This is a genomic window from Paraburkholderia sp. BL27I4N3, assembly GCF_003386115.1.
In the GTDB taxonomy this organism is placed as follows: Bacteria; Pseudomonadota; Gammaproteobacteria; order Burkholderiales; family Burkholderiaceae; genus Paraburkholderia.
This window is the reverse complement of record NZ_QREJ01000001.1, coordinates 2612261-2635772: the sequence shown is the minus strand read 5'-3', so window position 1 is coordinate 2635772 and position 23512 is coordinate 2612261. Positions and strand designations below refer to the sequence as shown.

Below are 23512 nucleotides of genomic sequence, written 5' to 3'. Positions count from 1 at the left end.
ATTGAAAAGGGCTGACTCAGACAGGATGACACCATGGATAAACAGACGATCCGGGTGATGTGGTTCGTACCGCCACTGCTTGCAATGGTCGCTGCTCAGGAGCGGCGCTCCGTGGTGACGCAGGCAATCCGCAACCGCTCGTCCGACGAGCAGTTCAATGCGCTTGTAGCGGGTGAAGTCGATGCTGTGGTGACGTCGATGGACAACATTATTGGATGGAACCGGAGGGTGGGGCCTCAGGACTTCCGCGTTGTCGCACAGATCGAGCGGACCACCCCGTTAATACTCGTTGCGCGCGCCGGCCGGTCGAACATGAGCTCGCTTCGCGGCGCCGATATCCTCGTCGACGCACCCGATAACGGCTTTGTCACGGCGCTACGGGTAATGCTCGACGATGCGGGTATCGGCCGTGACGAATATCGTCTCGTGCCGGCGGGAGGGGTGCAGGAGCGCCTGGATGCACTGATGGCCGGGCAGGGCGTTGCCACTCTTCTGGGACCTCCATTCGACGCGATGGCTGTCAAGGCGGGTTTTGTCCGGAATGCCAGCGTCCAGGAACACTATTCCGACTTCCCTGGTCAAGGGATCGTCATGCGTACGGGAAGCCGCGTGCGTGCGTTGGTGGGTGCCTGGCTGGAGGACCTGGAGCGGGCGCGACAGGTGGTCCAGGAGCGTCCCGCCCTGGCCCGGCAGGCGGTTCTTTCCGCTGGTCTGCCCGTTGCTGCCGCCGACGGGATGATCGCGCTGAACCCACAGTCGTTGCGGCCGACATCCGAAGGTGTGGCGCTTCTCATTGCACATCGTCGGGTACTTGGTCTGGCAGGCGCGGACAGTGATTACCCGGCAATCGTTGACGATTCGCTGGTCCAGAAACCTATCGGAGAAAAGGCGTGAAGCCATATTCACTTGGGACATTTTCTGCGCGCGACGGTGTGCGTTTCACTGGTCTCGTCATGAACGATCGGGTCGCGTCTCTTGCGAAGCTCGCAGCGAAGCATGGCGACAGCATGCTTGCGGGCGCAACGACGGTGCTCGCGCTGCTCGAGAACTGGGGCGTGAGCCAGCAGGCGCTGGCGCGCCTCGCGGCCGAGGTTTCCCCCGAGCGGAGCGAATGGCAAGACGTTGCCGACCTCCACACGCATCCGGCCATCGATCTGCCGCGCCAGATCTTCTGCACCGGCGCCAACTACCGCAAGCATGTGGTCGACCTCACGGTCGATTCGAAAGTCGGCCCCGAAGGGATGGATGAAGCGCAGTTGCGGCAATGGGCAGAAAACATGCTCGACGAACGTGTGGCGCACGGCGAGCCGTATGCGTTCACCAAACCGGTGTCGGCAGTCTCCGGCGCATTCGATCCGCTGGTGCTGCCCGACACGACGACTCAGCCGGACTGGGAGCTCGAACTGGCCGTGGTGATCGGCCGCGGCGGTTATCGGATCTCACGCGAGGACGCGCTCGATCACGTGGCGGGGTACACCATCGTCAATGACATATCCGCTCGCGACCTGATTCCACGAACCGACTACAAAATGCTCGGCACCGACTGGCTGCGCTCCAAAGGCCAGCCAGGATTTCTGCCGCTCGGTCCGTACTTCGTGCCGGGTGCGTTCGTGCCAGATCCGCATCGTTTGAAGATGCGGCTCACTGTGTCGGGCCGCGTCATGCAGGATGAAACGACGGCCGACATGCTGTTCGGCATCGAGCGGCAGATCGAATATATCTCGCGCTACACGAGGCTGCTGCCTGGCGACGTCATCTGTACGGGATCGCCGGCCGGCAACGGCACGCACTACAACCGCTTTTTGCGCGAAGGCGACGTGATGGAGGCGGAGATCGAAGGTCTGGGCCGTCAACGGCAGGTTTGTACGAGGGGCGGAAATGACTGAAGGATTTTCGACGACGGGTAGTTCGATCAACGCTGACAATCCAGACCGCGCCTTTATCGAGCAGGCTCTGGCCACCGGTGCGCGCAACGTCGCACTCGAGATGAACCCGGCATTGATATGGCTTGGCGCTTTGCTACTGGGAGGCGAGAAAGGCGCGCTGTCGGTCGGGTTCACCGCGCCTCGCGAGTCGATTCAGGGCAATGGCGTCGTGTCTGGCGGCGCGCTCACATCGATGCTCGATCATGCGATGGCGCTTGCGTTGCTCTCCCGACTTCAGAGCGGCCGCACGTGCGCGACCATCAGTCTGACCGTCAACATGCTCGAACCGGGCCGTATCGGCAAATTCACCGTGGAGGCACGCGTAAAGCGGCTAGGCGGCCGCATCGCGTTCCTCGATGCGGATCTTTACGACAGCGCCACCCGGACGCGTTGCGTCGCCAATGCGACGGCCTCGTTCGCCGTATTCGATGTGCGCGGCCAGGCACACGCTCTCGCGCCTCGCGCGGGCATGAACGAGAGGTAGGGCGCGTTCAAGGTTGTGCACAGGACTTGAATAATGTCACTGGGAGATACCCCTACCTTCCGGTTCGTTGACAAAACGATACGTTCAGTTTCATTATGAGCGTCATTCTATTCTTACAGTGGAGAAGCAAATGAAACTCGGGCGATTCGTGGTCGAAGGTCTGGACGGGCCGGTACAGCGCATCTGCGCAGTGCAGCCGGAGCAGGGCCGCGTCATCGATCTGCGCGCGGCCGAAGCGCTGCGCCTGCAGGCGCAAGGCGCAACCCGCGAGGCCGCGCTGCGTTATGCGTCGGTCGTATTTCCGCAAAGCATGTCCGCCGCCATCGCCCTCGGGCAGCGTTTTCTCGACACCGCGACGGAGGCGATCGCAAAGTATGGCGACGACGCGTCCCTCGCAATCGACGGCCTGCGCTGGGGCGCCGCCTGCGATCCGTCCGTCGTGCGCGACGGGCTGACCTTTACGAAGCACATTCGCCAGTTCCATGAGCGGATGAACATCAGCCCGACGCCGGCACTGCTCGAAGTGCCCGGCTATTTCAAGGGCTCGCCGTGGACCGTGATTGGACACGAGGCGGAAGTGCCTTGGCCTGCCCGCTCCGAGCGGCTCGACTACGAGCTGGAGCTCGGCTGGGTAGTCGGCCGGCAGGCGCATAACATCACTCCCGACGTCGCCCGCTCATACCTCTTCGGCGTGACGATCTTCAACGACTTCAGCGCCCGCGATCTGCAGGGCAGTGAGTTTGCGATTGGCATGGGACCCACCAAGAGCAAGGACTTCGCGTACGGCATCGGGCCGTGGATTACCACTATCGACGAGTTTCCGCGGCTCGACAACATTCGCATGTCTGTGCGCGTTAACGGCGAGACGTGGGGCGAGGGCGACACGTCGGAAATGCTTTGGACGCCGGAAGAACTGATTGCGTACGTATCGCTAGGCGATCACGCGCAGCCCGGCGACGTGATCGGATCGGGAACGATGGGCAACGGCTCGGCGCTGGAGCTTGGGCGAAGCGTCAAGCCTGGTGACGTTATCGAGCTCGACGTATCGGGCATCGGTGTGCTACGCAATCGCATCGCCCAGCATCCTCAAAAAACGTGGTGGCCCGAGCGGCGCGCACCTTTCATGTAAGCCGCTCGCGCGGAGCGCAGGAGTTTGCGGCGTAGGCATGGAATCGGCTGGACACGCATCGACTGGCGCAGGTTCAGCGGTTTCAGCGATGGTCAAATCGATCGTATCCACCGCTGAAATAAAAAATAGGAGACAGGGAATGAAAGCCAAACGCGTGCTCATCGTCGGCACCGGAATCGGTGGCGCCACGGCGGCGATTACACTCGCCCGGCAGGGGCTCGACGTTCACTGCATCGATATCAAGCCCGAGCGGCCCGCTACAGGCGCCGGCATCTGTCTGCTTCACAACACGATGCGCGCGCTATCGACGATTGGCCTCGCCGAAGCCTGCCAGGAAAGCGGCATGCCGTTCGCGGTATTCAAGGAGTTCGACGACTCTGGCCGTCTGCTGCACGCGCACCCCGCGCCTCCGAGTTGCGGCATCCGCAGGCCGGAGCTTGCCCGCATCCTCGAAACGGCCGCGCAGGAAAGTGGTGCAGTGCTTGAAAAGGGCATGACGGTGCAGGATCTGACGGACCGCGGCGAGTACGTTGACGTGCGGCTCTCTGATGGCCGCGAGGTTTCGTATGACCTCGTCGTCGCCGCGGATGGCGTCTATTCAGGCCTGCGAAAGCGCGTGTTCGGTACGGATTACGAACCGCGCTTCGCCGGCCAGAGTGTGTGGCGCTTCAATGCACCGCGTCCTGCGGAGGCGGACGGGTTCTGTCTCTATCGGGCCCCGTCCGGCAAGGTATTGGGCATTTTTCCGACCTCGCGGGAAAGCTGCTATATGTTCTACCTGGAAAGCAGCCGGGAGCCAATGCGCATTACTGAAGACCGCTCGCATGTGCTGATCCGCGATCGTCTAGCCGAATTCGAGGCGCCGGTCATACGCAATGCGCTCGACCTGATCACCGAGCCCTCGCAGGTGATTTTCCGGCCTCTCGACATCACGCTGGTGCCGACCTCGTGGCACCGTGGGCGTGTCGTGCTGTTGGGCGATGCCGCGCACGCGCCGACGCCACAAATGACCTCGGGCGCCGGCATGGCGGTGGAGGATGCCATCGTGCTCGCGGAATGTTTTGCCGGCAGCGATTCCGTGAATGAGGCGCTGGCGGCTTATGACACACGGCGGTTCCACAGGGTAAAAAGAATCTACGACGCCTCGCTGCAGTTATGCGTGAACGAACAGCAGGATGCGGCCGGCAGGAAGGACCGCTCGGCTGCGCTGTTGCTCGAGACTTATCAGTATTTGGGCGAACCTATCTGATTGCACGACGGCAGGAGCGTTGCCTGCATTTCGTTTCGGACTGAGCGAGACCGCTTCACCAACTGGACAACTACGATGAAAATCCTCGGACCTGACACACTGGTCTTCGGTGTCGAAGACCTCGACGGCTGCACGCAGTTTCTTGTCGATTACGGACTGACGCCGCGAGGCGACGGTCACTTCGAAGCTCTGGACGGCACGGGTGTCGTCATTCGCGCGAAGGACGACCCGCGCCTGCCGGCATGGCCATTTCCCACCGCTAACCAGTTACGCAAGACTGTTTACGGCGTAGCGGATCAAGCGGCGCTGGATGAAATCGCGAGCGAACTGCATAAGGACCGCGAGGTGAAACTGTTAGCCGACGGCTCGCTCGAATCCGTCGACGACACCGGTTTCGTGCTCGGCTTTCAGGTGACGGTACGACGCGGACCCGCGCTTCCCGCCGAGCAGATCAACGCGCCCGGGGACGCGCGGCGCGGCGTGAACGTCACCGGATCGGTCACTGGTCAGTGCGAAGCGCCGCCGCGTCCGAGGACGTTGTCGCATGTCGTCTATTTCGTTCCGGACACGGAGAAGGCCGAAGCATTCTATGTGAACCGGCTTAAATTCCGGCTGAGCGACAAGTTTATCGGCATGGGCCCGTTCCTGCGGCCCGCCGGTACGCTCGATCACCACACGCTGTTCCTTATCCAGACACCGCCTTTCATGCAAGGCTGCGAACATTTCACGTTCCACCTGGGCGGCCCGACTGAGGTATTGCGTGCGGGCAGCGCGTTTGCCGCTAAAGGCTACGAATCGTACTGGGGACCGGGCCGCCACCAGTTCGGTTCGAACTGGTTCTGGTACTTCAACTCGCCGTTTGGATGCCACGTCGAATACGATGCCGACATGGATCTGCACGACGACTCCTGGGTGCCGCGCGTTGCCCCCGCCCATGCCGATCTCGCGCAGGAGTTCCTGCTGCAATGGCGCGAGAAATGGGCGCCGGGCGGGCCGCCGCCGCCGCCGCCCTCAGGGAAACATGAGGCGTGACGTGATGTGCGCAGACGGCGTTCCGCAGTGGGTCCGCCTGTGCGAACTCAGCGCGCTCCCCACGGTGGGGGCGCGCGGTTTCGATCTTCGGGCCCAAGGGGTTGATGATATATTTGTTGTCCGCCAGTACGACCTGCTGCGTGGCTACAGAAATTCGTGCCCGCACTGGCCTGGGGCAACACTGCCGTGGTGCAAGCACGGCTACCTCGATCCTACGATGCAGTACATCGTATGCCATGGACACGGAGCCAGATTCACGCTCGATGATGGACTGTGCGTACTGGGTCCGTGCCTTGGCCAAACGCTCGAAGCCATTCCACTACGAATCGAAGAAGACGCATATCTGAGCGCGTATCTTCCGCTCGATGATCCGGCGCTTTAAACCGAATAGCAGCCCCATCCTGCTCATATGACGAACAGTTGATCCGGCTTTTCATTCCCGCGTTGCTCAACATCCGATCGCGGCGCGGCGGGAACCTGCAAAGGGTTGGCTTTCCGGAACGGTGGAATCGCAGCCGTGACATAAGGGCAAGAGGTTCTGGAAGCGCCACTATCCGTGGCGCTTTTTCGCTGACGGGCGACTCGCGGAGTCAATTCGCTGACAGGCCGAGTCCAACGTTCGGGTGAGCCGACGTGAGAATAGAACCGGCTCTGCTGTCGCGTGATAGGGAAACTGGAATGCGGCTTGTCGAATGCAAAGAGTCTTTTTACTAAGGGGTCGCTTGAGAAATCGGAAAATAGTTTATGATCGCCCCGTTTTTGCGATGTTGAAGTGGTGAGGCGGTTGGCTTGCGTAAATCTATTCGGCGTCGTTGTGGGGATCGCTCCCCGTGCCACGATGGGATTCGCGCCTGACGGTCCCAAAAAGCACGACGGCTTCTGGAAGCGGATATTTTCCACAGGTTGTCCGTCAGGCCGGTGGGCCGTTCACGTCATCAGAGTCCAACAGTCGCAAAACCGGGAAGGTGGATCCAGATGAGGCACGATTCGAACTTAAGGCATCACGTTTCCAGCGCGCTTCCAGTCCGGTTGAACAAGGCGTCCCGCGCCGATAGCGCCCACGCGATGCGCGCGTTTTGTTCGCTAATGACTACTCTTGCCGGATTGTCCTGCACGATGCAGTCATCGACACATTCGGGAAGTAGTGCGACCTGCTTGCGGTCATCGCTTTCGACGAATCGCTTCATGAGTCACCCGGTCTCAGGGCGTTGACTCAGTTTAGGCGATCAATGTGTTTCACACAGCCTAGACCCCTTGCTGTCCGTCACTCGCTCATTCTGAGAGGCCGAAGACAGGCAGTGAGCGGCCGATCAAACGTCTTGTTCAGTCGTCCAGGCTTTGCTAACAAACGTCGGCGTGCTGCTTGTTTCGGTAGCGGTGCGTCGACGGAACTGACGCACCGTTCCCGCTCAAGCTAGCGGACGACCCATTTCACAAGCAGGCCGAGCGATGTCCGCCGTGCTGCAGCGTCTGGATGACAGCGTGGGCTCAGCCAAGCCAGCCCTTGATGGTATCTGCCATGACGGTGGTCGAGATGCCATAGCGATCGTGCAAAGTCGGCAGCGCGCCCGCACCAAGAAATTCATCGGGCAGGGCGATCTGGCGGTAGATCGGCGTGACGCCCGCCGTGAGCAGCGTGGTCGCGACCGCTTCGCCAAGACCGCCGATCACCGAGTGATTCTCGGCGACCACCACCATGCGACCCGTACGTCGGGCTTCGCGCAGGATGGTCTCTGTGTCGAGCGGCTTGATGGTCGGCACATGCAACACCGCGACGCCGACGTTGTCCGCTTCCAGAGCCTTCGCGACTTCCAGCGAGCGCATGGTCATGATGCCCGACGAGATGATCAGCACCTCGGCGCCGTCGCGAAGCAGCTTCGCCTTGCCCAGTTCGAACTGATAGTCGTATTCATCGAGCACGGCCGGAACATTGCCACGCAGCAGACGCGCATACACCGGGCCGTTATGCGCGGCGATGGCGGGGACCATCTGCTCGGTATCGAGCGCATCGCACGGATCGATGACCGTCATGTTCGGCATCGCGCGCATGAGTGCGAGATCCTCGGCTGCCTGGTGGCTCGGACCATAGCCGGTCGTGAGACCTGGCAGCGCGCAGATGATCTTCACGTCGAGGTTGTCCTCCGCGATGGCCTGGTGCATGAAGTCATACGCACGGCGGGTCGCGAACACCGCGTAGGTCGTCACGAAAGGCTGGGCGCCTTCATGCGCAATACCGGCGGCCGCGCCCATCAGCAGTTGCTCCGCCATGCCCATCTGGTAGTAACGTTCGGGGAACTCCTTACCGAAGATGTGCAAGTCGGTGTATTTGCCGAGGTCGGCGGTCATCCCGACCACGTTCTGCTTCTCGCGAGCCAGTTGAGCCAGCGCATGGCCGAACGGAGCAGAACGGGTGATCTGTCCTTCGCCAGCGATCGACGCAATCATCGCCGAAGTCTTCAGACGCGGCTTTTGGGTGGTGGTGTCGCTCATGCTTGTCTCCCTGCTTCGAGTGCTGCGAGCGCCAGTTGCCACTCATGGGCATCGACGCGGATGAAATGATTCTTTTCCCGTTCTTCGAGGAACGGTACGCCGCAGCCCATGCGGGTATCGCAAACGATAATCCGGGGCTGCTCTTTCGGATGATTGCGTGCAGCATCGAACGCCGCCTTCACTGCGTCAATGTCGTTGCCGTCCACGCGCTGTGTGAACCAGCCAAATGCTTCCAGCTTCTCGACGAGCGGCTCGAACGCCATGATCTTCGAGGAGGGGCCGTCGGCTTGCTGGTTGTTGACGTCGATCATGGCGATCAGGTTGTCGAGCTTCCAGTGAGCGGCCGACATAAGACCCTCCCAGATCGCGCCTTCGTCGAGTTCGCCGTCTGAGAAGAGCGTGTAGACGAACGCATTTGAGCCCTTGCGCTTCAGTCCCAGACAGCGACCCACCGCGATCGTGAGACCGTGGCCGAGCGAGCCGCCGGACATCTCCATGCCGGGCGTGTAGCTCGCCATGCCGGACATCGGCAACCGGCTGTCGTCGCTGCCGTAGGTTTCGAGTTCTTCCGGTGGCAGGAAGCCGGCTTCGAAAAGCGCGGCGTAAAGCGCGATCGCATAGTGGCCGTTAGACAACAGGAAGCGGTCGCGGCCTTCCCATTCTGGATCGTCGGCCCTATAGCTCATTGCGCCGAAGTAGGAAACCGCGAGTACATCGGCGATATCGAGTGCCTGGCCGATATAGCCCTGGCCCTGTACTTCGCCCATCAGCAAGGCGTTTCTACGAATCCGATAGGCGCGCTCAGCGAGCGTCACCGCGTCTGATGACAGACTGTTCATGATGTCTCCTTGAATCAAAAAGTGAGTCTTTGCTGCGAACGGTGTCAGCGATTGACGGTTTTGGCTGGCACGAGGAAAACAAGCCCGGCACCGATGACGATAGCGACCGAGATAAAGATGAGCCCAGCTGTCGATTTACCGGTCAGGTCGTTCAACCAGCCCACGATGGCCGGCGAGAAGAAGCCTGCGAGATTGGCGAAACAGTTCACCGCGGCGATTCCCGCTGCGGCGGACATGCCGCCAAGGAGCGCGGTCGGCAGCGACCAGAACTGCGACGATGAAGCGAGGATGCCGGCGGCGGCCACACTGACACAGACCAGCGACGCACCTACACCGCCCAGCATCGGAAGCGTGGCAAAGCCTGCCGCCGACACCAGCATCGGAATTGCAAGATGCAGACGCCGTTCGCGATGGCGGTCGGCACTTGCGCCCACCAGCGGCAGCGCAATGATCGCGCAGAGGTACGGAATGGCCGTGAAGATGCCTACCCACAGCGGGTCGGCGACGCCCGACTTGCGGATGATCGTCGGAAGCCAGAACGTCAGGCCGTACTGCCCGAGCACCACGCAGAAGTAGATGGCAGCCATCAACCACAGGCGACGGTCGCCGATGAAAGACCTGATCGAGACGTGGGCGACCTTCTGGGCGTTGTCATTCGCCACGTTGCGTGCGAGAAGCGCCTTCTCCGCATCATTGAGCCATTTAGCGGCAGCGATCCCATTGTCGAGATACATCAGGATGGCGCAGCCAAGAAACAACGACGGCAGTGCTTCGAGGATGAACAGCCACTTCCAGCCAGCGAGACCCTGCACCCCATGGAAGGCATGCAGGATGTAACCAGACAGCGGACCGCCGACAATACCGGCAAGCGGAATCGCCATGAAGAATAGGGAAAGCGCCTTGGCGCGCCGCGCCGAAGGAAACCAGTAGGTCAGGTACAGGATGACGCCTGGCGCGAACCCGGCCTCGGCCACGCCCAATAGAAAGCGTAGAACATAGAAGGAGGTGGGCGACTTGACAAAGACGAAGCAGGCCGAGATCACAGCCCACGTCAGCATGATGCGGGCGAGCCAGTTTCGTGCGCCCACTTTGTGCAACATGAGATTACTCGGTACTTCGAAAAGGAAATACCCGAGGAAGAAAATGCCGGCCCCGAAGCCATACACGGTTTCGCTGAATCGCAGGTCATTGAGCATCTGCAGTTTCGCGAAGCCCACGTTGACACGATCGAGATAGGCGCCCAGGTAGCACAGCATCAGGAACGGTATCAGGCGCCGGCCGACTTTCGCATACGTTTTTGATTCGAAGCTCGCCGGATCGGCGAACGACGTGACATCGCCCGTCATTGACGGCGCAGTGGACTTCGTTTTCATGCTTGTCTCCTGCCATATCGCCCCGGCTTTTCCCCGGGTGCGTTGACTCATCCGCCGCGATCGCGGCGAATGTCTTTCTTAGTGAATCAACATGCCGCCGTTGACGTCGAGCGTGATGCCCGTCAGGTAGGTCGACAGGTCGCTCGCGAGGAACAGGCAGGCGTTCGCCACGTCCGCAGCATCGCCGAGGCGGCCGAGCGGAATGCCCTTGATGACTTCGGCGCGCATCTCCGTCGTGAGCTTGTCCCCGGTGATGTCGGTCTGAATGAGACCGGGGGTGATCGAGTTGACGCGGATGTTGTCCGGGCCGAGCTCACGCGCCATCGCGCGAGCGAGACCGAGCACACCTGCTTTGGCGGCGCTGTAGTGCGGGCCGCCGAAGATGCCGCCGCCGCGTTGCGCGGAAACGGACGACATACAGACAATGCTGCCGCTTTTCTGCTCTCTCATTTGCGGAATGACCGCTTGCGACATGTAGAGCGTGCCGCGCAGGTTCACGTCGATGATTGCATCGAAGTTGGCTGCTTCGATGTCCATCGTCTTTAGAGGCTGGGTAATACCTGCGTTGTTGATCAATCCATCGACGCGGCCGTATTTCTCGACGACCGCCGTGGCGGCAGCAACGCATGCAGCCTTGTCGGTCACATCGCAGGCCAGGCCGAGGTGTCCTTCGCCGAGATCGCGCGCGGCGCTTTCGGCATCTTCCTTTTTAAGGTCCAGGATCACCACTCGCGCGCCCTGTGCAGCTAGTGCTTTTGCGGTCGCCTTGCCGATACCGCGCGGCGAAGCTGCACCCGTGACGATTACCACTTTGCTGTCAAGCAACATGTTTGTCTCCATTGATCGTGTTAGTTGGTAGACGAAGTTTCAGCGCCTTAACCATCTCGATCAATGCGGTCCTGCTCAACTATCGCTGACGAATTTTCAGGTGTCGCGGTGGCGCTGGGTCGCTGGTTGAAAGGAGGTCACCATTTGGGATCGAACGCCCGGCTCCGGCGTCTGACAGGCATGGCCTAGCGCGCCGTCGAGTCCCCGCTGACTTCGTGCTCGACCCAGGCGAGAAACCTGGCGACACGCGGCAGATCCCCGTTCTGGGAAGGGAAAACGAGATGATGAGCGCTGACCTCGACCGCATACGTGCGATCGAAGACCGGGACCAGCGACCCCCGTTTGAGATGGACCGATGCGAGCATCGTGCTTTCGAGCGCGATGCCGTGTCCCAGCGCCGGGGCTTCCAGCGACATGTACGAACGGTCGAATGCGAAATCGTATGCCTTGTGGGACACCCGCGACGCCGAACTTTCCGAACCATTGCTTCCACTGCACGAGCGGAGTCTCCGAGAAGATCAGGCGACGCTCGTGCAGGTCGTCGGGAGTGCGCACCGGAAATTTTCTCAGGTATTCCTCCGATGCAAGAGGCGCGATGAATTCGTTGCGAAGGGTTTTGATCTCGCCGTCGGTCCAATGCGCATAGCCGTGTCGCACGTCGACATCGTAGTAGCCGGACGTGAATGAAACATCTTCATATGAGCACGCCAGATTCAACTGAATGTCGCCGTTCGCTTCCTGAAATGAAGCGAGGCGTGGCAGCAACCACATCAGTCCGAAGCTGGGACTCGAACGAATGCGAAGGATCTCCACGCCCGACTCGCTCGATGCGCGCTCGGTTGCGCGGCTCAGATCGGCGAGCGATCCGGTGACGTCGGCCAGATATTGCTGACCGGTCGGCGTCAGGACGAGTCCCCGCCCCAGTCTCGTGAACAGGGCCCTTCCGACCATGGATTCGAGGTTGGCAATCTGATGGCTGACCGCCGATGGCGTTAACCCTAATTAATCAGCCGCCCGATTCACACTTTTTGTGCGGGCGACACTCTCGAACGCGATGATGGATTTTAGTGGTGGGATGCGCATGGTTCCTGGATGAAGAGGTTGCGAACCGTTCTGGGTCAAGGTCTACTGCTTCGCTACTGGCAATTCCAGAAATGTCGCGTACACAGGAGCTAAAGGCAAGCCGGGGTTCCGCCGATAGGCGATCGGCTCACCGAGGCGCGAGACGTTGTGCGAGTACGGGAGCCAGGCGACCGAACGCATCCGGCAGTCAGAACGTGGCAGGTCCCGGACCGACAGCCGACGCTCAGACCGTCTGACCTCTGGCGGCTTGGGGGCCGGGCAGCGACCCACTATTGCCGTCTGTGATCTACCGCTCAAGCCTCGGTCTGTTCAGCCATTTCTAGCGCGTCGTCGACTTCAATGCCGAGGTATCTGACTTTGCTTTCAGGTTTGGTGTGGCCGAGCAGCAACGGTACGGCCCGGAGATCTAGTACGGCGGTAGATCAAGGACGCTTTCGTTCGACGCATCGTGTGCGTGCCATAGGCTGTGTCGTCGAGCCCGATCGATTTAATCCAACGATGAACAATCCTTGCGTACTGGCGGGTCGAAAGATGGGGCGACGAATGAATCCGGCCCGGGAACAGGAAATCTGAAGCGGACAGCCCCGCTGCCTCGATCCAGCGTTCAACACTATCCCGCATTTGCTCGGTGATCTCGAAGTGCAACGGTCGCTGCGTCTTCTGCTGCATCACAGTCGTCCGAGCCGCTACGCGCGTGCCCAGGCAAACATCGCGCGCCCGCAGTTCGTCAGGTTGCTCGCTCGCAGCTTGCTGTCGATCGCCAGATTGAACATCGCAAGTTCGCGGGTTTTCGCCCCCAGTTGCAGGCGAACTCGGATGGCCCAATTTACCTTAAGCTTCAGCGGCCGACTTCTGCCCGGTTTGGTTGTCTTTGTTCCACGCCACGTGCGACGCGCCGGTGCTGATAGTTGCTTTCATGACGATTCTCCTTTCAAAGAAGAGAGAATCAGTCTGCGCCAATCGCCGATGGGCGCTACGCGATCCGATCCAGCCAACCGCCAGGGCGGCCTGTATGACCCGTCACCGCCCGCAAGCGGTGCCCATATCCGGCAACCGCTCGGATCGTCCAGAGCAACACCTGGCAGAGTGGGCGCCGTCTGCCATCAGAATTTATGACGGATGCCAACGCGAAACGAAGCCTGCCTGGCGTTTGTTGACGGCGTTAGGCCGGTAATCTGCGCCACAGCGCTCTGCCCCAACGAGTCAGTGCCACTTACCTTCTCATAGACCGCGATGGTGTAGACGTCGGTGCGCTTCGACAGGAAGTAGTCCAGTCCCGCGCTAAACAGGTCGTAGTTCGCCCCCTCTTTACCACCCGCCCCGCCGTTACGCGTGTGATCGTAGGCAACGCCTGCAAGAAGAGACGGCGTGAATTGATACTTCGCGTTCACTTCTACGTTGTTAAATGCCGCCGTACCTTTGTAGTGCAGCGTGTTCGGTCCAGACGCGGTACCCATATCTTCGAACCGTGTGTTCGAATAGGCGAGGTTGACATTGAGCGAACCCAGCGTCAGACCAGCGCCGACGCCTGCGATTTCTAGCCGATTCGCAGAGGCGTATCCGGCAAAGACCGGGTTACTCTGGGGACTCGTCGCGCTTCCGAAACTACCCAGATTGTTGGTCGTAGCCGGTCCCGCATTTGGATTGGCCCCGAAGAACGACGTGTTCGGGTTCCGAATGTTGAGGTAGCCTGCGCCGATTGAAAACGGACCATTCGCGTAAGCAGCGCCGCCGCCCCAGATCCAGCTATTCGAAAACGAACCCGGCGTACCACCCAACGTCATCATGGCCTCGACGGTCAGCCCGCGGTAGCTGTTACTGCGGAACTTGATCGAGTTGTTGATCCGACGTGTGTTGAGCGCGTTATCGAGATCGCTTGGGTGCGAGGACATGTATCCGCCCCATTGCGGCGCCGCGAGAAACGGTCCGTACAGATCTACGACGGGATCATACTGACGACCCAACGTCACCGTGCCAACCGGATTGCCCAAACCGACGTAAGCCTGTCGGCCGAACATCGCGCCCCCCTGATTCAGCACGCCGTTGTTGCTGTAGAAGCCGCTTTCGAGCACGAAGAGCGCCTTGAGACCGCCGCCCAGATCTTCAGTCCCCTTCAGCCCCCAGCGGCTGCCCTGCAAGCCAGCCGAGCCGCCTTCAATCATTGCAATCTGGTGTCCGCCTTTTAGACCTGTAGCGGCCTTCGCCGTTTGGACGTTGTTCGTGTAGTTCACGCCGCTGTCAATGATGCCATAGAGCGTGACGTTACTTTGTGCGTGTGCAATCTCGGCCGAACAGCTAAGTATAACTAATAGAATAAAAGACTTTTTCATTGGGAATTCTTCTCCAGAATTTAGTTCTTGTCTCGCTGGGAGGCGTCGGGCGTTGACCTGACGCCCGGGCGCGCACTCATTGTCTAGTGGCTGTGATTGGCGACAGCTCCGGGGGCATCAACCGCGTTCTGCTCATTGATCCGGATGAAGAAGGTCATCAGGAACGACAACACGAGCAATGCCGAAAGGAACAAAAGACCCGGTGTCGCACTCTGCCCAGACCCCTTGATATATCCAATCGCAAACGGTCCCACAAAGCCACCGAGATTACCGACTGAGTTAATCACGGCAATCGATACCGCAGCGGTCGAACGCGTGAGGAACAGCGTCGGCAAGGCCCAGAACGGCGACTTGAAAGCGTAAAGGCCAGCAAGACTCAGGCTAATCATCGTGATCGACACATACGGATTAGTCGTGAGCCCGGCGCCAAGCAGCGCCAATGCGGCGACCGCCAGCGGTATGGCTGAATGCAGGCGCCGCTCACTGTGACGGTCCGAACTGCGCGACCACAACACCATGACGATGGTCGCAAAGATATAGGGAATCATCGCGATGAGCCCAACCTGGGTGTGGCTCAATGCCTTCGAAAATCCCCTGATGATCTGCGGCATCCAGTAACCAACGCCCAGACTGCCACACTGATACACGAAATAGATGAACGACAGGTACAACACCTTCGGGTTGGTCATCGCCTTGAGCGAGCCGAAGTGTTTCGCGTCCGGACGCGCTTTCCGGTCATTGGCCAGTTCGTTAAGCAGCCAGTCCCGCTCTTCGGGTGTGAGCCACTTTGCGTCGGCAGGTCGATCGGTTAGATAGAGAAAGCACATGACGCCGCCAATCAAGGCCGGAATGCCTTCAAGAACGAGCATCCACCGCCACCCGCTCCAGTTCAACCAGTCGACGGTATCCATGATCCAGGTGCTCAGCGGCGCACCGATGATGTACGACACCGGGATAGCCGCGGTAAAGAGCGCAACTGTCGTGGCGAGTTCTTTAGCACGGAACCAATAGGTAAGGTAGACGATGATGCCGGGGAAGAAGCCTGCCTCTGCCACCCCCAGCAAAAAGCGAAGAACATACAGCTGCGTGGCGTTCTGCACGAAAGCGGAGATAACCGAGACGATCCCCCACGTAACAAGGATACGTGCGATCCATACGCGCGCCCCGAACCTGTTGAGCATGACATTGCTGGGCACCTCGAACAGAAAATAGCCGATGAAAAAGATGCCCGATGCGAAGCCGAACGCCTCGCTCGTCAAGGCCAGATCCCGGTTCATCTGTAACGCGGCATAGCCAATGTTTGCGCGGTCAAGGTAAGAGATGATGTACAGGATGAAAACGAACGGAATGATGCGCCAGGCTATCTTGCGAACAAGGGCACGCTCGTCGATTGCGGTTGTAGCTTGCATGTGGACCTCCATCTACGGGCGCGCCCGCTGGATTTCTTGAAATCTAAATTGCGGGTTACGCCTGATGCTGCGAGAACACCATGCACACAGGGCTGCCTGATTCGACAGAAAAACCCGTGGGCTTCAGTTGTCCCATGGACGGATCGACGGCGAACGCAACAATACTGTCGCTTTCCTCGTTCAGTGCGTACATGAAGCGACCGTCGGGTGTGCAGGTCATGAAGCGCGGCGTGCGTCCCAGTGTCGGCACCGCGTCGACAAAGGTCAGGTGTCCGCTTGTCTGGTCGATACGGAACAGTGCGATGCTGTCGTAGCCACGATTCGATGCGTACACGAAGCGGCCCGTGCGATCGACTTCGATCTCCGACGCCCGGCTATTGCCCGTGAAGGTATCGGGCAACGAAGACACGATCTGCACTGGCGTCAAGGCGCCGTTGGTGGCTGAATACCGGTAGGTCGTCACCGTCGAGTCAAGCTCGTTCACGACATACGCATAGGCGCCATTGGGGTGAAAAGCCAGGTGGCGCGGGCCCGACGTCTCACGTGCAACGACGAACGCCGGGGATGCGGGCGTCAATTGGCCATCCCTGAAGCGGAACGTGAAGATACGGTCAAGTCCCTTGTCCGGAACGATGACAAACTGGCCGGTCGGATCGAACGGATTGAAGTGGGGTTTGGACTGCTTCTGCTCGATACGATGTGGACCGATCGGGCCTTCGAGATGAACCAGTTGACTCAGTTCCTGCAGCGAGCCGTCTGCGGCAATTGGCAGAACGGCGAGGCTCGAGCCAATGTGATTCGACACCACGATGTAACGTCCCGAAGGATCGATCGCAAGATGCACCGGATTCTTGCCCTGGGTGCTCTGCCGGTTCATAAACGTGAGCTTGCCCGACGTCTTGTCCACCTTGAACGCGCTGATGTCGCTCATGTCACCGTGAACGGTGTAAAGACGTTCGCCGTTGCCGCTCAGAGCGAGGAACGATGGGTTGACCAGGTCTTTGACGAGTTGGACGAATTCGAGCGCGCCCGTTTCCGTATTGACCTGATACACGCTGATCCCGTCGCCGTGAGCGTTGCGTTCGCGGGTCGTCCGCGATCCGACATAAGCAAACATGGGTTTCTTTCCTTTGAAATCTGAATAAGGTGCCGCCGTTTCCCCCGCAGAAACCGAGCGGGCGATAGGACCTAATGCGGCCAACGCGCCGAGCGCCGTAGCGCCTTGAACGAGACGTCGTCTGGCATGGTTCGGGCCCTCTTTACGCCGGTCGCGACTGTTTTTTTCCACGTGGTGTCTCCAGATTGTTGTATTTGGGGTTTGCACTAGATTGCATTTTTACCTGGCAAAGTGCAAAAATACAGTCATGGAAAACACTTACTCCCCCACCGAGGCCCGGCTGAACGTCGATGGCACGTCGTATCGCTACGTCGACCTGCCCGGGCTGTTCGGCGACAAGCTCCGCGAATTGCCCGTCGTGCTGCGTCTGCTGCTGGAAAACGTCATCAGGAACACCGAAGGCGAAGAACGCCAGCAGGCCGTGGACGGCATCCTCGGGTGGGCTGTGCACGCGACCAGCGAAGCTGAGATCGCGTTCCAGCCCAACCGGGTGTTGATGCACGACACGACGAGCACACCCGCGCTGGTAGACATTGCCGGTATGAGGGACGCATTGGCGGAGGCGGGAGCAGACCCTGCAACCCTCAATCCGGTACTGCCTGTCGATTCGTCGGTCGATCATTCGCTGGCCGTCGAATACTTTGCGCAGCCAGATGCGGCGCCGCTGAATCTGCAGCTCGAACTGCGTCGCAATGCAGAGCGCTACCGGTTTTTGCGGTGGGCATCGAAAGCGCTGAAGGGTGTGCGCATTCATCCGCCGGGCACCGGGATCATGCATACGATCAATCTGGAGCAACTCGCCACCGTCGTGACAGCGGTGGAGCGTGACGGAGAGCAGTGGGCGGTGCCGGATACGCTGATTGGCACGGACAGTCACACGCCAATGATCAATGGCATTGGCGTTCTTGGCTGGGGCGTGGGTGGACTCGAGGCGCAAACCGTCATGTTTGGCATGCCGGTGATGCAACGCATCCCCGATGTGATCGGCGTGCGGCTGACGCAGGCCATGCGCCCCGGCGTGCTGGCCACTGATCTGGCGCTGACCGTCACGCAGCGCCTTCGCGCCATCGGTGTGTCAGGCGAGTTCGTCGAATTCTTCGGGCCCGGTGTCGCGACGCTCAGCGCGGGCGACAGGGCCGTGGTTGCCAACATGGCCCCGGAATACGGCGCATCGACCGGGTTCTTCCCAGTCGATCAGCACACGCTCGACTATCTGCGCGCGACAAACCGTCGGGAACCGTCAATCAGGCTGGTCGAAGCGTTCACGCAAAGAGCCGGTTTGTGGTTCGATCCGCAGGCCGAGCCGCGTTACACGCGCACCATTGACATTGATTTGGCCAGCATCGGCATGCACGTCGCTGGTCCTCGCCGACCGCAGGACCTGCTCGATTACACGCAGACCGCAGAAGCGCTCGCAAGGCTCGACTTCCATCCAGCGGAATCACATCCGTTGATGCCCAAGCATCCAGTTGCGATTGCCGCGATAACAAGTTGCACGAACACGTCCGATCCTGCGCTACTCATCGCCGCCGGTCTGCTTGCTCGCAAGGCGCGGGCATCAGGCCTGAAAGTGCCGTCGTGGATCAAGACCTCTCTTGGTCCCGGGTCGCCCGCTGCCGCCGACTACCTCAAGCGGGCCGATCTGATTGACGATCTGTCAGCTGTCGGATTCGACATCGTCGGCTACGGCTGCACGACCTGCATTGGAAATTCAGGGCCGTTGACTGCCCCGGTCCGTGATGGGATGGCTCAGAGAAGCATCTATCCTGTAGCGATGCTGTCGGGAAACCGGAACTTTCCAGGCCGCATCCATCCGGATCTTGATCTTGGCTTCATCATGTCGCCACCGCTCGTAATTGCCTTTGCGCTTGCGGGTGACGCGCAAATCGACCTGAGCCGTGACCCGATCCAGCGGACTGTCGACGGCAAACCCGTCTATCTAAGCGACCTCTGGCCCAGCCGCGAAGAAGTCGCCGAGCTCGTTGCCTTAGCCGCCGATCCGCGTGATTATCCGCGTGCCTTCGCGCTCGCCAGCGAAAATCCGGCCTGGCACAAGCTCGACGCACCCGATAGCGCGCAGTTCCCCTGGAATCCGGCGTCGACCGCCCTGCGCAGACCGCCTTTCGCCTCCGCGACCCAGGGCAGCCAGCTCGGAGAATACAGCGCGTATCCGCTGCTTGTGCTCGGCGACGACGTAACGACCGATCACATCTCGCCTGCCAGCGCGATCCCGAAAGACAGCTATGTTGCCGATTTTCTCGTCTCGCGAGGCGACGATCGCGACGACCTTAACGTCTTTGCGTCACGTCGCGGCAACTGGGAAGTGATGGTGCGCGCGGCCTTCTACAACAGGACGCTCGTCAACCACCTGCATGCTGGCATGCCCGTCGCGCATACGCTGCACGTACCGAGCGGTGATGTGCTGCCGATTTTCGAAGTCGCCCAGCGCTACCAGCGGGATGGCGACTCTGTCGTGCTCGTCGCGGGTGAACGTTACGGCACCGGCTCGTCGCGCGACTGGGCAGCCAAGGGTCAGCGGTTGCTCGGCATCCGCGCGGTGCTGGCTGCCAGCTTCGAGCGTATTCATCGCTCGAACCTGATTGGCATGGGCATTCTGCCGCTTCGGTTCGCGTCCGGCTCGGGCCCGGATTCCCTTGATCTTGGGCCGGGTGATAAGCTCGAAGTCGACGCACCGGCCGATATGCTGTCACCCCGCTGCAGGATCCCCGTGCGTATCGTGCGAGCGAACGGAAAGGTGCAAGCCGTCGAGGCGACGGCGGCGGTTGAAACCCGGCTCGAATGTACGTTGTTGCGTTCGGGAGGCGTCATCCCGCTGATATTGCAAAGAAGTCTGGCGAAGCAGGAGGTTTGAGACATAGCCACTGCTGCGTTTGCGTTTAAAGCAGAAGGCAAAACTCACATGATTGACAGATCCATTGCGACCCAGATTGTTGAACTGATCAGGACAGAAGAACTTGACGCAGGCGCGCATCTGCCGGCGCAGATGCTCGCGGACCGCTTGCGTGTCTCCCGTTCGCCCGTCAATGAGGCGCTTGCCCTGTTACATGAAAAAGGCATCCTGACGCGCGAGAAGAATCGGGGGTTCTTCGTCGCAAAGCCTGTCATCGAACCGCTATCGGATCTCGTGGGAGAACTGGGGCTGGCCGAAACCGACCTCGTGACAAGTGCGTATTTCCAGATCGCGGATGATCGCCTGAAAGGCGAATTGCCTGACGAGTTCTCCGAACAGCTGATTCGCAACCGGTACGGATTGACCAGCGCACAGCTGACGACCGTGCTGGGACGTATCGCACAGGAGGGCTGGGCCGAGCGCAAGCCCGGTTACGGATGGCAGTTCTCATCGATGCTGACAACGCCCGACAGTCTCTTGAAATCATACCGGCTGCGTCTTGCGCTCGAACCGGCCGCGCTGCTGGAGCCTGGATACCGGCTCGAGCGCAAGGTGCTCGAACGATGTCGCGATGTGGAAAAGCATCTGCTTGCAGGCGGCATCGAAACCGACACCGCGGACCAACTGCACGAGCGGGGTGTGCGGTTTCACGAGTCGCTGGTCGAGGCTTCCGGAAACGGTTTTTTTATTGACACGATCCGGCGGGTCAACCGCGTACGCCGCCTGCTGTCGTATCGCTCCATGCAGCATCGGGAGCGCTATGTCGAACACGCGAAGCAACATCTGCATGTCCTTGATCTGCTCGAACGTGAGCGAAACGAGGAAGCGTCCGAGGCAATGCGGGAGCACCTGCTTCACACGCTCGATGCGTTGTCCCGTATCAGCGAAATTCTTGAACCTTAGACCGCGTGCTCAAAAATGCGGTCACAACGAAAGCATCCATGAACATCGATCAATCCGTTGTCGCCGCGTTCACGCCAACTGGCAAGCTCCGCGCATCTATCAATCTCGGCAATCCGATTCTTGCGAATAAAAGTCCGGAAACCGGCGAGCCCTTCGGCGTCTCGGTCGATCTTGCGCGGGCGTTCGCCGGGAGGCTCAACGTCGAACTGGAGCTGGTGGTCTTTGACGCGGCCGGGAAATCAGTTCAGGCAGTGAGTGAGGAGCGCGCTGATTTCGGCTTCTTTGCCGTCGATCCACTGCGTGGAGAGACAATTGCATTCACGGCACCCTACGTATTGATCGAAGGCTTCTATCTCGTGCGCGATGAATCACCCATCAAAACCAATCAGGATGTTGATCACAGGAAGAACCGCGTCGCGGTTGGCCTGGGAAGCGCCTATGACCTGTTCCTGACCCGTGAGCTGAAGGCGGCCCAAATCGTTCGCGCGCCGACTTCACCGAGCGTCGTAGCGACTTTCCTCGAACAGAAACTGGAAGTGGCAGCGGGAGTGAAGCAGCAACTCGAGGCCGATGCACGAAAGGCCGTTGGTCTGCGATTGCTCGACGAGCGGTTCATGGTGATCCAGCAGGCGATGGGTACGCCGAAGAGTCGAGGCAGTGCCGCGGCCGAGGTGCTGGGCACTTTTGTCGAGGACATGAAGGCGTCGGGATTCGTGGGTGATTCGCTGAGGCGCCATGGAATCGTCGGCGCGACCGTGGCGCCGGAAGCATAGTTGCGCTGGTGTGGATCAGTGACTGCTTTGAGCTGGATGCTGTTGGAGAAGTCGCTGACCACCTTTCCCACAAGGTTTTCAGGGGTCTTCTTACCCTCAGCCGACATTCGCGTGCGGTTTGTAGAGCGATCTAAGCGGCACTCTTGCCTCGGACCGCCGATGTTCTGAACAATCTTGATCAGCCGAGATTGACGGGCAAGTCGTCGTAGCGCCTGTGCTTGTAGAACAGTACAGAAGCCAACCAGCTGACGACGAAGATGCCAATCACCGCGTAGCCGAGCAAGCCAAAATTGTCCGACGCGGCGCCGACGAGTTCCCAGAAACCACCCTTCAGATCCAGCTTGTCGGCGATCAGTGCCAGCGCTTCGATGCCGCCGATCAACACGGCCACGACCACCGACACGAACGTGATGGTGATGTTGTAGTACAGCTTGCGAACCGGCTTCATGAACGCCCAGCCATAGGCGCCGAGCATCAGTACGCCGTCGATAGTATCAATCAGGCATATGCCAGCGGTAAAAAGCGCCGGAAAAATCAGGATCGTCGCGAGCGACATGCCGTTAGCGGCCTGAGCAGCGGAAATGCCGAATAGCGCGACTTCCGTGGCGGTATCGAAGCCGAGCCCGAACAGGAAGCCGATCGGATACAAATGCCAGCTACGCGAGACGAGCCGGAACAGCGGACGAAAGACTCGCGACAGAAAACCGCGCTTGTTGAGCAGCATGTCGAGATCTTCCTCGACAAGGCGCTCGCCGCGTTGGACACGACGGAAAGTCTTCACGACCGATACGAGAATCATCACGTTCACGATTGCCAGTACCAGAAGGAAGCCTGCTGAAACGGAGGTGCTGATCACGCTGCCGATCGATTTTGGGCAAGCTCGGTGAAACGATGCCATGCGGCAAAGCGCTCAGCGAGCTCTTTGCGGTAGAGCGAAGCGCGCAACAGATGCCGCTTGAGTGCGAAGTGCTGCCGGATCGGCCCGAAGCTCGAGAGGAACGCCTGAGTCCGTTTGGGCGCACGGAAGCCGCGCATGCGCCTCTCACGTTCACGCGTAGGTTGATGGCTATTCTCGGCCCGATTATTCACGCGGGCTGCTGCTTTGACGAACACATGTTTGACGTTCGCCAGTTCGGGAATGTCGGCCTTCGCTGCCGGATAACTGCGAAGCTGATCGGTGACGATCTTGCGCGGCACCGGGCATGAACGAAGCACGCGCCTGAAGAACCGCTCGGCGGCCGCCTTGTCCCGCCGTTTCTGCACCAGGATGTCGAGTTCGGCGCCATGTTCATCAACCGCACGCCATAGCAGGTAAGGCTCACCACGCAACGATACAAACACTTCATCAAGATGCCAGGTAGTGCCCGGCGTCCGGCGAGCCGCCTTGACGCGTCGTGCGAAGCCTGCGCCAAACTTCTCGCACCACCGGCGGACCGTCTCGTAGCTCACGACCACGCCACGTTCAAACAGCAGCTCTTCGATGTCGCGCAGACTCAACTGAAACCGAAAGTACCAGCGAACCGCGCAGCTGATGACGACTGCAGGAAAGCGATGGCCGTGATAGAGCGATTTCGTCTTTTTCATCGCCACATGTTACGCGACCAGCTCCGCAACGTGACAACGCCCACGCAACACAT

Annotated in this window: 19 protein-coding genes and 3 pseudogenes; 10 read left to right on the top strand and 12 right to left on the bottom strand. The window is 60.1% G+C overall.

Translation table 11 applies throughout. From position 1 onward, the window contains the following. The first annotated feature begins 33 nt into the window (after window positions 1–33). From B0G71_RS12135 to B0G71_RS12105, 7 genes are all read left to right on the top strand, one after another. Entirely contained in the window at window positions 34–894 is an 861-nt protein-coding gene (locus tag B0G71_RS12135; RefSeq protein ID WP_116142026.1) for an ABC transporter substrate-binding protein, read from the top strand. A gap of 59 nt (window positions 895–953) precedes the next feature. Beyond that, on the top strand, window positions 954–1886 hold the full coding sequence (locus B0G71_RS12130; RefSeq protein ID WP_116148540.1) for a fumarylacetoacetate hydrolase family protein: 933 nt from the start codon (window positions 954–956) through the stop codon (window positions 1884–1886). Beyond that, complete coding sequence (locus B0G71_RS12125; protein WP_116142024.1) at window positions 1879–2409, top strand: PaaI family thioesterase; 531 nt, start codon at window positions 1879–1881, stop codon at window positions 2407–2409. Before B0G71_RS12130 ends, B0G71_RS12125 begins: the two co-directional genes overlap by 8 nt. A 130-nt stretch (window positions 2410–2539) precedes the next feature. After that, complete coding sequence (locus tag B0G71_RS12120; protein WP_258875564.1) at window positions 2540–3538, top strand: fumarylacetoacetate hydrolase family protein; 999 nt, start codon at window positions 2540–2542, stop codon at window positions 3536–3538. 139 nt (window positions 3539–3677) lie between these two features. Continuing rightward, complete coding sequence (locus B0G71_RS12115) at window positions 3678–4787, top strand: FAD-dependent monooxygenase (RefSeq protein ID WP_116142022.1); 1110 nt, start codon at window positions 3678–3680, stop codon at window positions 4785–4787. A 75-nt stretch (window positions 4788–4862) separates the two neighbouring features. Beyond that, window positions 4863–5819 carry a VOC family protein gene (locus B0G71_RS12110; RefSeq protein ID WP_116142020.1) on the top strand — a complete coding sequence of 319 codons (957 nt, stop codon included), beginning with the start codon at window positions 4863–4865 and terminating at the stop codon, window positions 5817–5819. Further along, on the top strand, window positions 5722–6201 hold the full coding sequence (locus tag B0G71_RS12105; protein ID WP_309546255.1) for a Rieske 2Fe-2S domain-containing protein: 480 nt from the start codon (window positions 5722–5724) through the stop codon (window positions 6199–6201). Before B0G71_RS12110 ends, B0G71_RS12105 begins: the two co-directional genes overlap by 98 nt. A gap of 619 nt (window positions 6202–6820) precedes the next feature. Here B0G71_RS12105 and B0G71_RS12095 read toward each other — a convergent pair. The 10 genes and pseudogenes from B0G71_RS12095 to B0G71_RS12050 form a co-directional block, all read right to left on the bottom strand. Next, complete coding sequence (locus tag B0G71_RS12095; protein WP_116142016.1) at window positions 6821–7006, bottom strand: hypothetical protein; 186 nt, start codon at window positions 7004–7006, stop codon at window positions 6821–6823. 301 nt (window positions 7007–7307) lie between these two features. Further along, window positions 7308–8309: a transketolase family protein gene (locus tag B0G71_RS12090; protein ID WP_116142014.1), complete on the bottom strand. Its 1002-nt coding sequence runs from the start codon at window positions 8307–8309 to the stop codon at window positions 7308–7310. Further along, entirely contained in the window at window positions 8306–9148 is an 843-nt protein-coding gene (locus B0G71_RS12085) for a transketolase (protein ID WP_116142012.1), read from the bottom strand. The genes B0G71_RS12090 and B0G71_RS12085 overlap by 4 nt, the downstream gene beginning before the upstream one ends. 44 nt (window positions 9149–9192) lie before the next feature. Then, on the bottom strand, window positions 9193–10521 hold the full coding sequence (locus tag B0G71_RS12080; RefSeq protein ID WP_116142010.1) for an MFS transporter: 1329 nt from the start codon (window positions 10519–10521) through the stop codon (window positions 9193–9195). A gap of 78 nt (window positions 10522–10599) precedes the next feature. Beyond that, window positions 10600–11349: an SDR family NAD(P)-dependent oxidoreductase gene (locus B0G71_RS12075; RefSeq protein WP_116142008.1), complete on the bottom strand. Its 750-nt coding sequence runs from the start codon at window positions 11347–11349 to the stop codon at window positions 10600–10602. A gap of 185 nt (window positions 11350–11534) precedes the next feature. Continuing rightward, window positions 11535–12432 (bottom strand): annotated as a pseudogene (locus tag B0G71_RS12070) (LysR family transcriptional regulator). A gap of 293 nt (window positions 12433–12725) precedes the next feature. Next, window positions 12726–13350 (bottom strand): annotated as a pseudogene (locus B0G71_RS41730) (tyrosine-type recombinase/integrase). 185 nt (window positions 13351–13535) lie between these two features. Continuing rightward, window positions 13536–14762 (bottom strand): porin, encoded by a 1227-nt coding sequence (locus tag B0G71_RS12060; RefSeq protein ID WP_116142006.1) that lies wholly within the window; start codon window positions 14760–14762, stop codon window positions 13536–13538. An 83-nt stretch (window positions 14763–14845) separates the two neighbouring features. Continuing rightward, on the bottom strand, window positions 14846–16171 hold the full coding sequence (locus tag B0G71_RS12055; RefSeq protein ID WP_116148534.1) for an MFS transporter: 1326 nt from the start codon (window positions 16169–16171) through the stop codon (window positions 14846–14848). Between the two features lie 55 nt (window positions 16172–16226). Continuing rightward, window positions 16227–17288 (bottom strand): lactonase family protein, encoded by a 1062-nt coding sequence (locus B0G71_RS12050; RefSeq protein WP_116142004.1) that lies wholly within the window; start codon window positions 17286–17288, stop codon window positions 16227–16229. 247 nt (window positions 17289–17535) lie between these two features. On the opposite strand from B0G71_RS12050, the gene acnA reads away from it, so the two are divergent. From acnA to B0G71_RS12035, 3 genes are read left to right on the top strand one after another with little or no spacing between them, the layout of a single operon-like run. Then, window positions 17536–20160, top strand: a complete 2625-nt coding sequence (gene acnA / locus B0G71_RS12045; RefSeq protein ID WP_116142003.1) for an aconitate hydratase AcnA — start codon at window positions 17536–17538, stop codon at window positions 20158–20160. Between the two features lie 48 nt (window positions 20161–20208). After that, window positions 20209–21102 (top strand): GntR family transcriptional regulator, encoded by an 894-nt coding sequence (locus tag B0G71_RS12040; protein WP_116142001.1) that lies wholly within the window; start codon window positions 20209–20211, stop codon window positions 21100–21102. 38 nt (window positions 21103–21140) lie between these two features. Next, a complete protein-coding gene (locus tag B0G71_RS12035; RefSeq protein WP_116142000.1) occupies window positions 21141–21875 on the top strand; it encodes an ABC transporter substrate-binding protein in 735 nt (244 codons plus the stop codon). A gap of 178 nt (window positions 21876–22053) precedes the next feature. Here the strand turns inward: B0G71_RS12035 and B0G71_RS12030 are convergent. Continuing rightward, window positions 22054–22746, bottom strand: a pseudogene (locus B0G71_RS12030) (HoxN/HupN/NixA family nickel/cobalt transporter); the annotation flags it as partial. Then, window positions 22728–23459: an IS6 family transposase gene (locus tag B0G71_RS12025; RefSeq protein WP_116141996.1), complete on the bottom strand. Its 732-nt coding sequence runs from the start codon at window positions 23457–23459 to the stop codon at window positions 22728–22730. The gene B0G71_RS12025 and the pseudogene B0G71_RS12030, both read right to left, overlap by 19 nt. Window positions 23460–23512 lie beyond the last annotated feature (53 nt).

Bases quoted from the DNA above. Each gene is read 5' to 3' on its own strand.
- B0G71_RS12135 (WP_116142026.1), top strand. From the start codon at position 34: ATGGATAAACAGACGATCCGGGTGATGTGGTTCGTACCGCCACTGCTT.
- B0G71_RS12130 (WP_116148540.1), top strand. From the start codon at position 954: ATGAACGATCGGGTCGCGTCTCTTGCGAAGCTCGCAGCGAAGCATGGC.
- B0G71_RS12125 (WP_116142024.1), top strand. From the start codon at position 1,879: ATGACTGAAGGATTTTCGACGACGGGTAGTTCGATCAACGCTGACAAT.
- B0G71_RS12120 (WP_258875564.1), top strand. From the start codon at position 2,540: ATGAAACTCGGGCGATTCGTGGTCGAAGGTCTGGACGGGCCGGTACAG.
- B0G71_RS12115 (WP_116142022.1), top strand. From the start codon at position 3,678: ATGAAAGCCAAACGCGTGCTCATCGTCGGCACCGGAATCGGTGGCGCC.
- B0G71_RS12110 (WP_116142020.1), top strand. From the start codon at position 4,863: ATGAAAATCCTCGGACCTGACACACTGGTCTTCGGTGTCGAAGACCTC.
- B0G71_RS12105 (WP_309546255.1), top strand. From the start codon at position 5,722: ATGCCGATCTCGCGCAGGAGTTCCTGCTGCAATGGCGCGAGAAATGGG.
- B0G71_RS12095 (WP_116142016.1), bottom strand. From the start codon at position 7,006: ATGAAGCGATTCGTCGAAAGCGATGACCGCAAGCAGGTCGCACTACTT.
- B0G71_RS12090 (WP_116142014.1), bottom strand. From the start codon at position 8,309: ATGAGCGACACCACCACCCAAAAGCCGCGTCTGAAGACTTCGGCGATG.
- B0G71_RS12085 (WP_116142012.1), bottom strand. From the start codon at position 9,148: ATGAACAGTCTGTCATCAGACGCGGTGACGCTCGCTGAGCGCGCCTAT.
- B0G71_RS12080 (WP_116142010.1), bottom strand. From the start codon at position 10,521: ATGAAAACGAAGTCCACTGCGCCGTCAATGACGGGCGATGTCACGTCG.
- B0G71_RS12075 (WP_116142008.1), bottom strand. From the start codon at position 11,349: ATGTTGCTTGACAGCAAAGTGGTAATCGTCACGGGTGCAGCTTCGCCG.
- B0G71_RS12060 (WP_116142006.1), bottom strand. From the start codon at position 14,762: ATGAAAAAGTCTTTTATTCTATTAGTTATACTTAGCTGTTCGGCCGAG.
- B0G71_RS12055 (WP_116148534.1), bottom strand. From the start codon at position 16,171: ATGCAAGCTACAACCGCAATCGACGAGCGTGCCCTTGTTCGCAAGATA.
- B0G71_RS12050 (WP_116142004.1), bottom strand. From the start codon at position 17,288: ATGTTTGCTTATGTCGGATCGCGGACGACCCGCGAACGCAACGCTCAC.
- acnA (WP_116142003.1), top strand. From the start codon at position 17,536: ATGGAAAACACTTACTCCCCCACCGAGGCCCGGCTGAACGTCGATGGC.
- B0G71_RS12040 (WP_116142001.1), top strand. From the start codon at position 20,209: ATGATTGACAGATCCATTGCGACCCAGATTGTTGAACTGATCAGGACA.
- B0G71_RS12035 (WP_116142000.1), top strand. From the start codon at position 21,141: ATGAACATCGATCAATCCGTTGTCGCCGCGTTCACGCCAACTGGCAAG.
- B0G71_RS12025 (WP_116141996.1), bottom strand. From the start codon at position 23,459: ATGAAAAAGACGAAATCGCTCTATCACGGCCATCGCTTTCCTGCAGTC.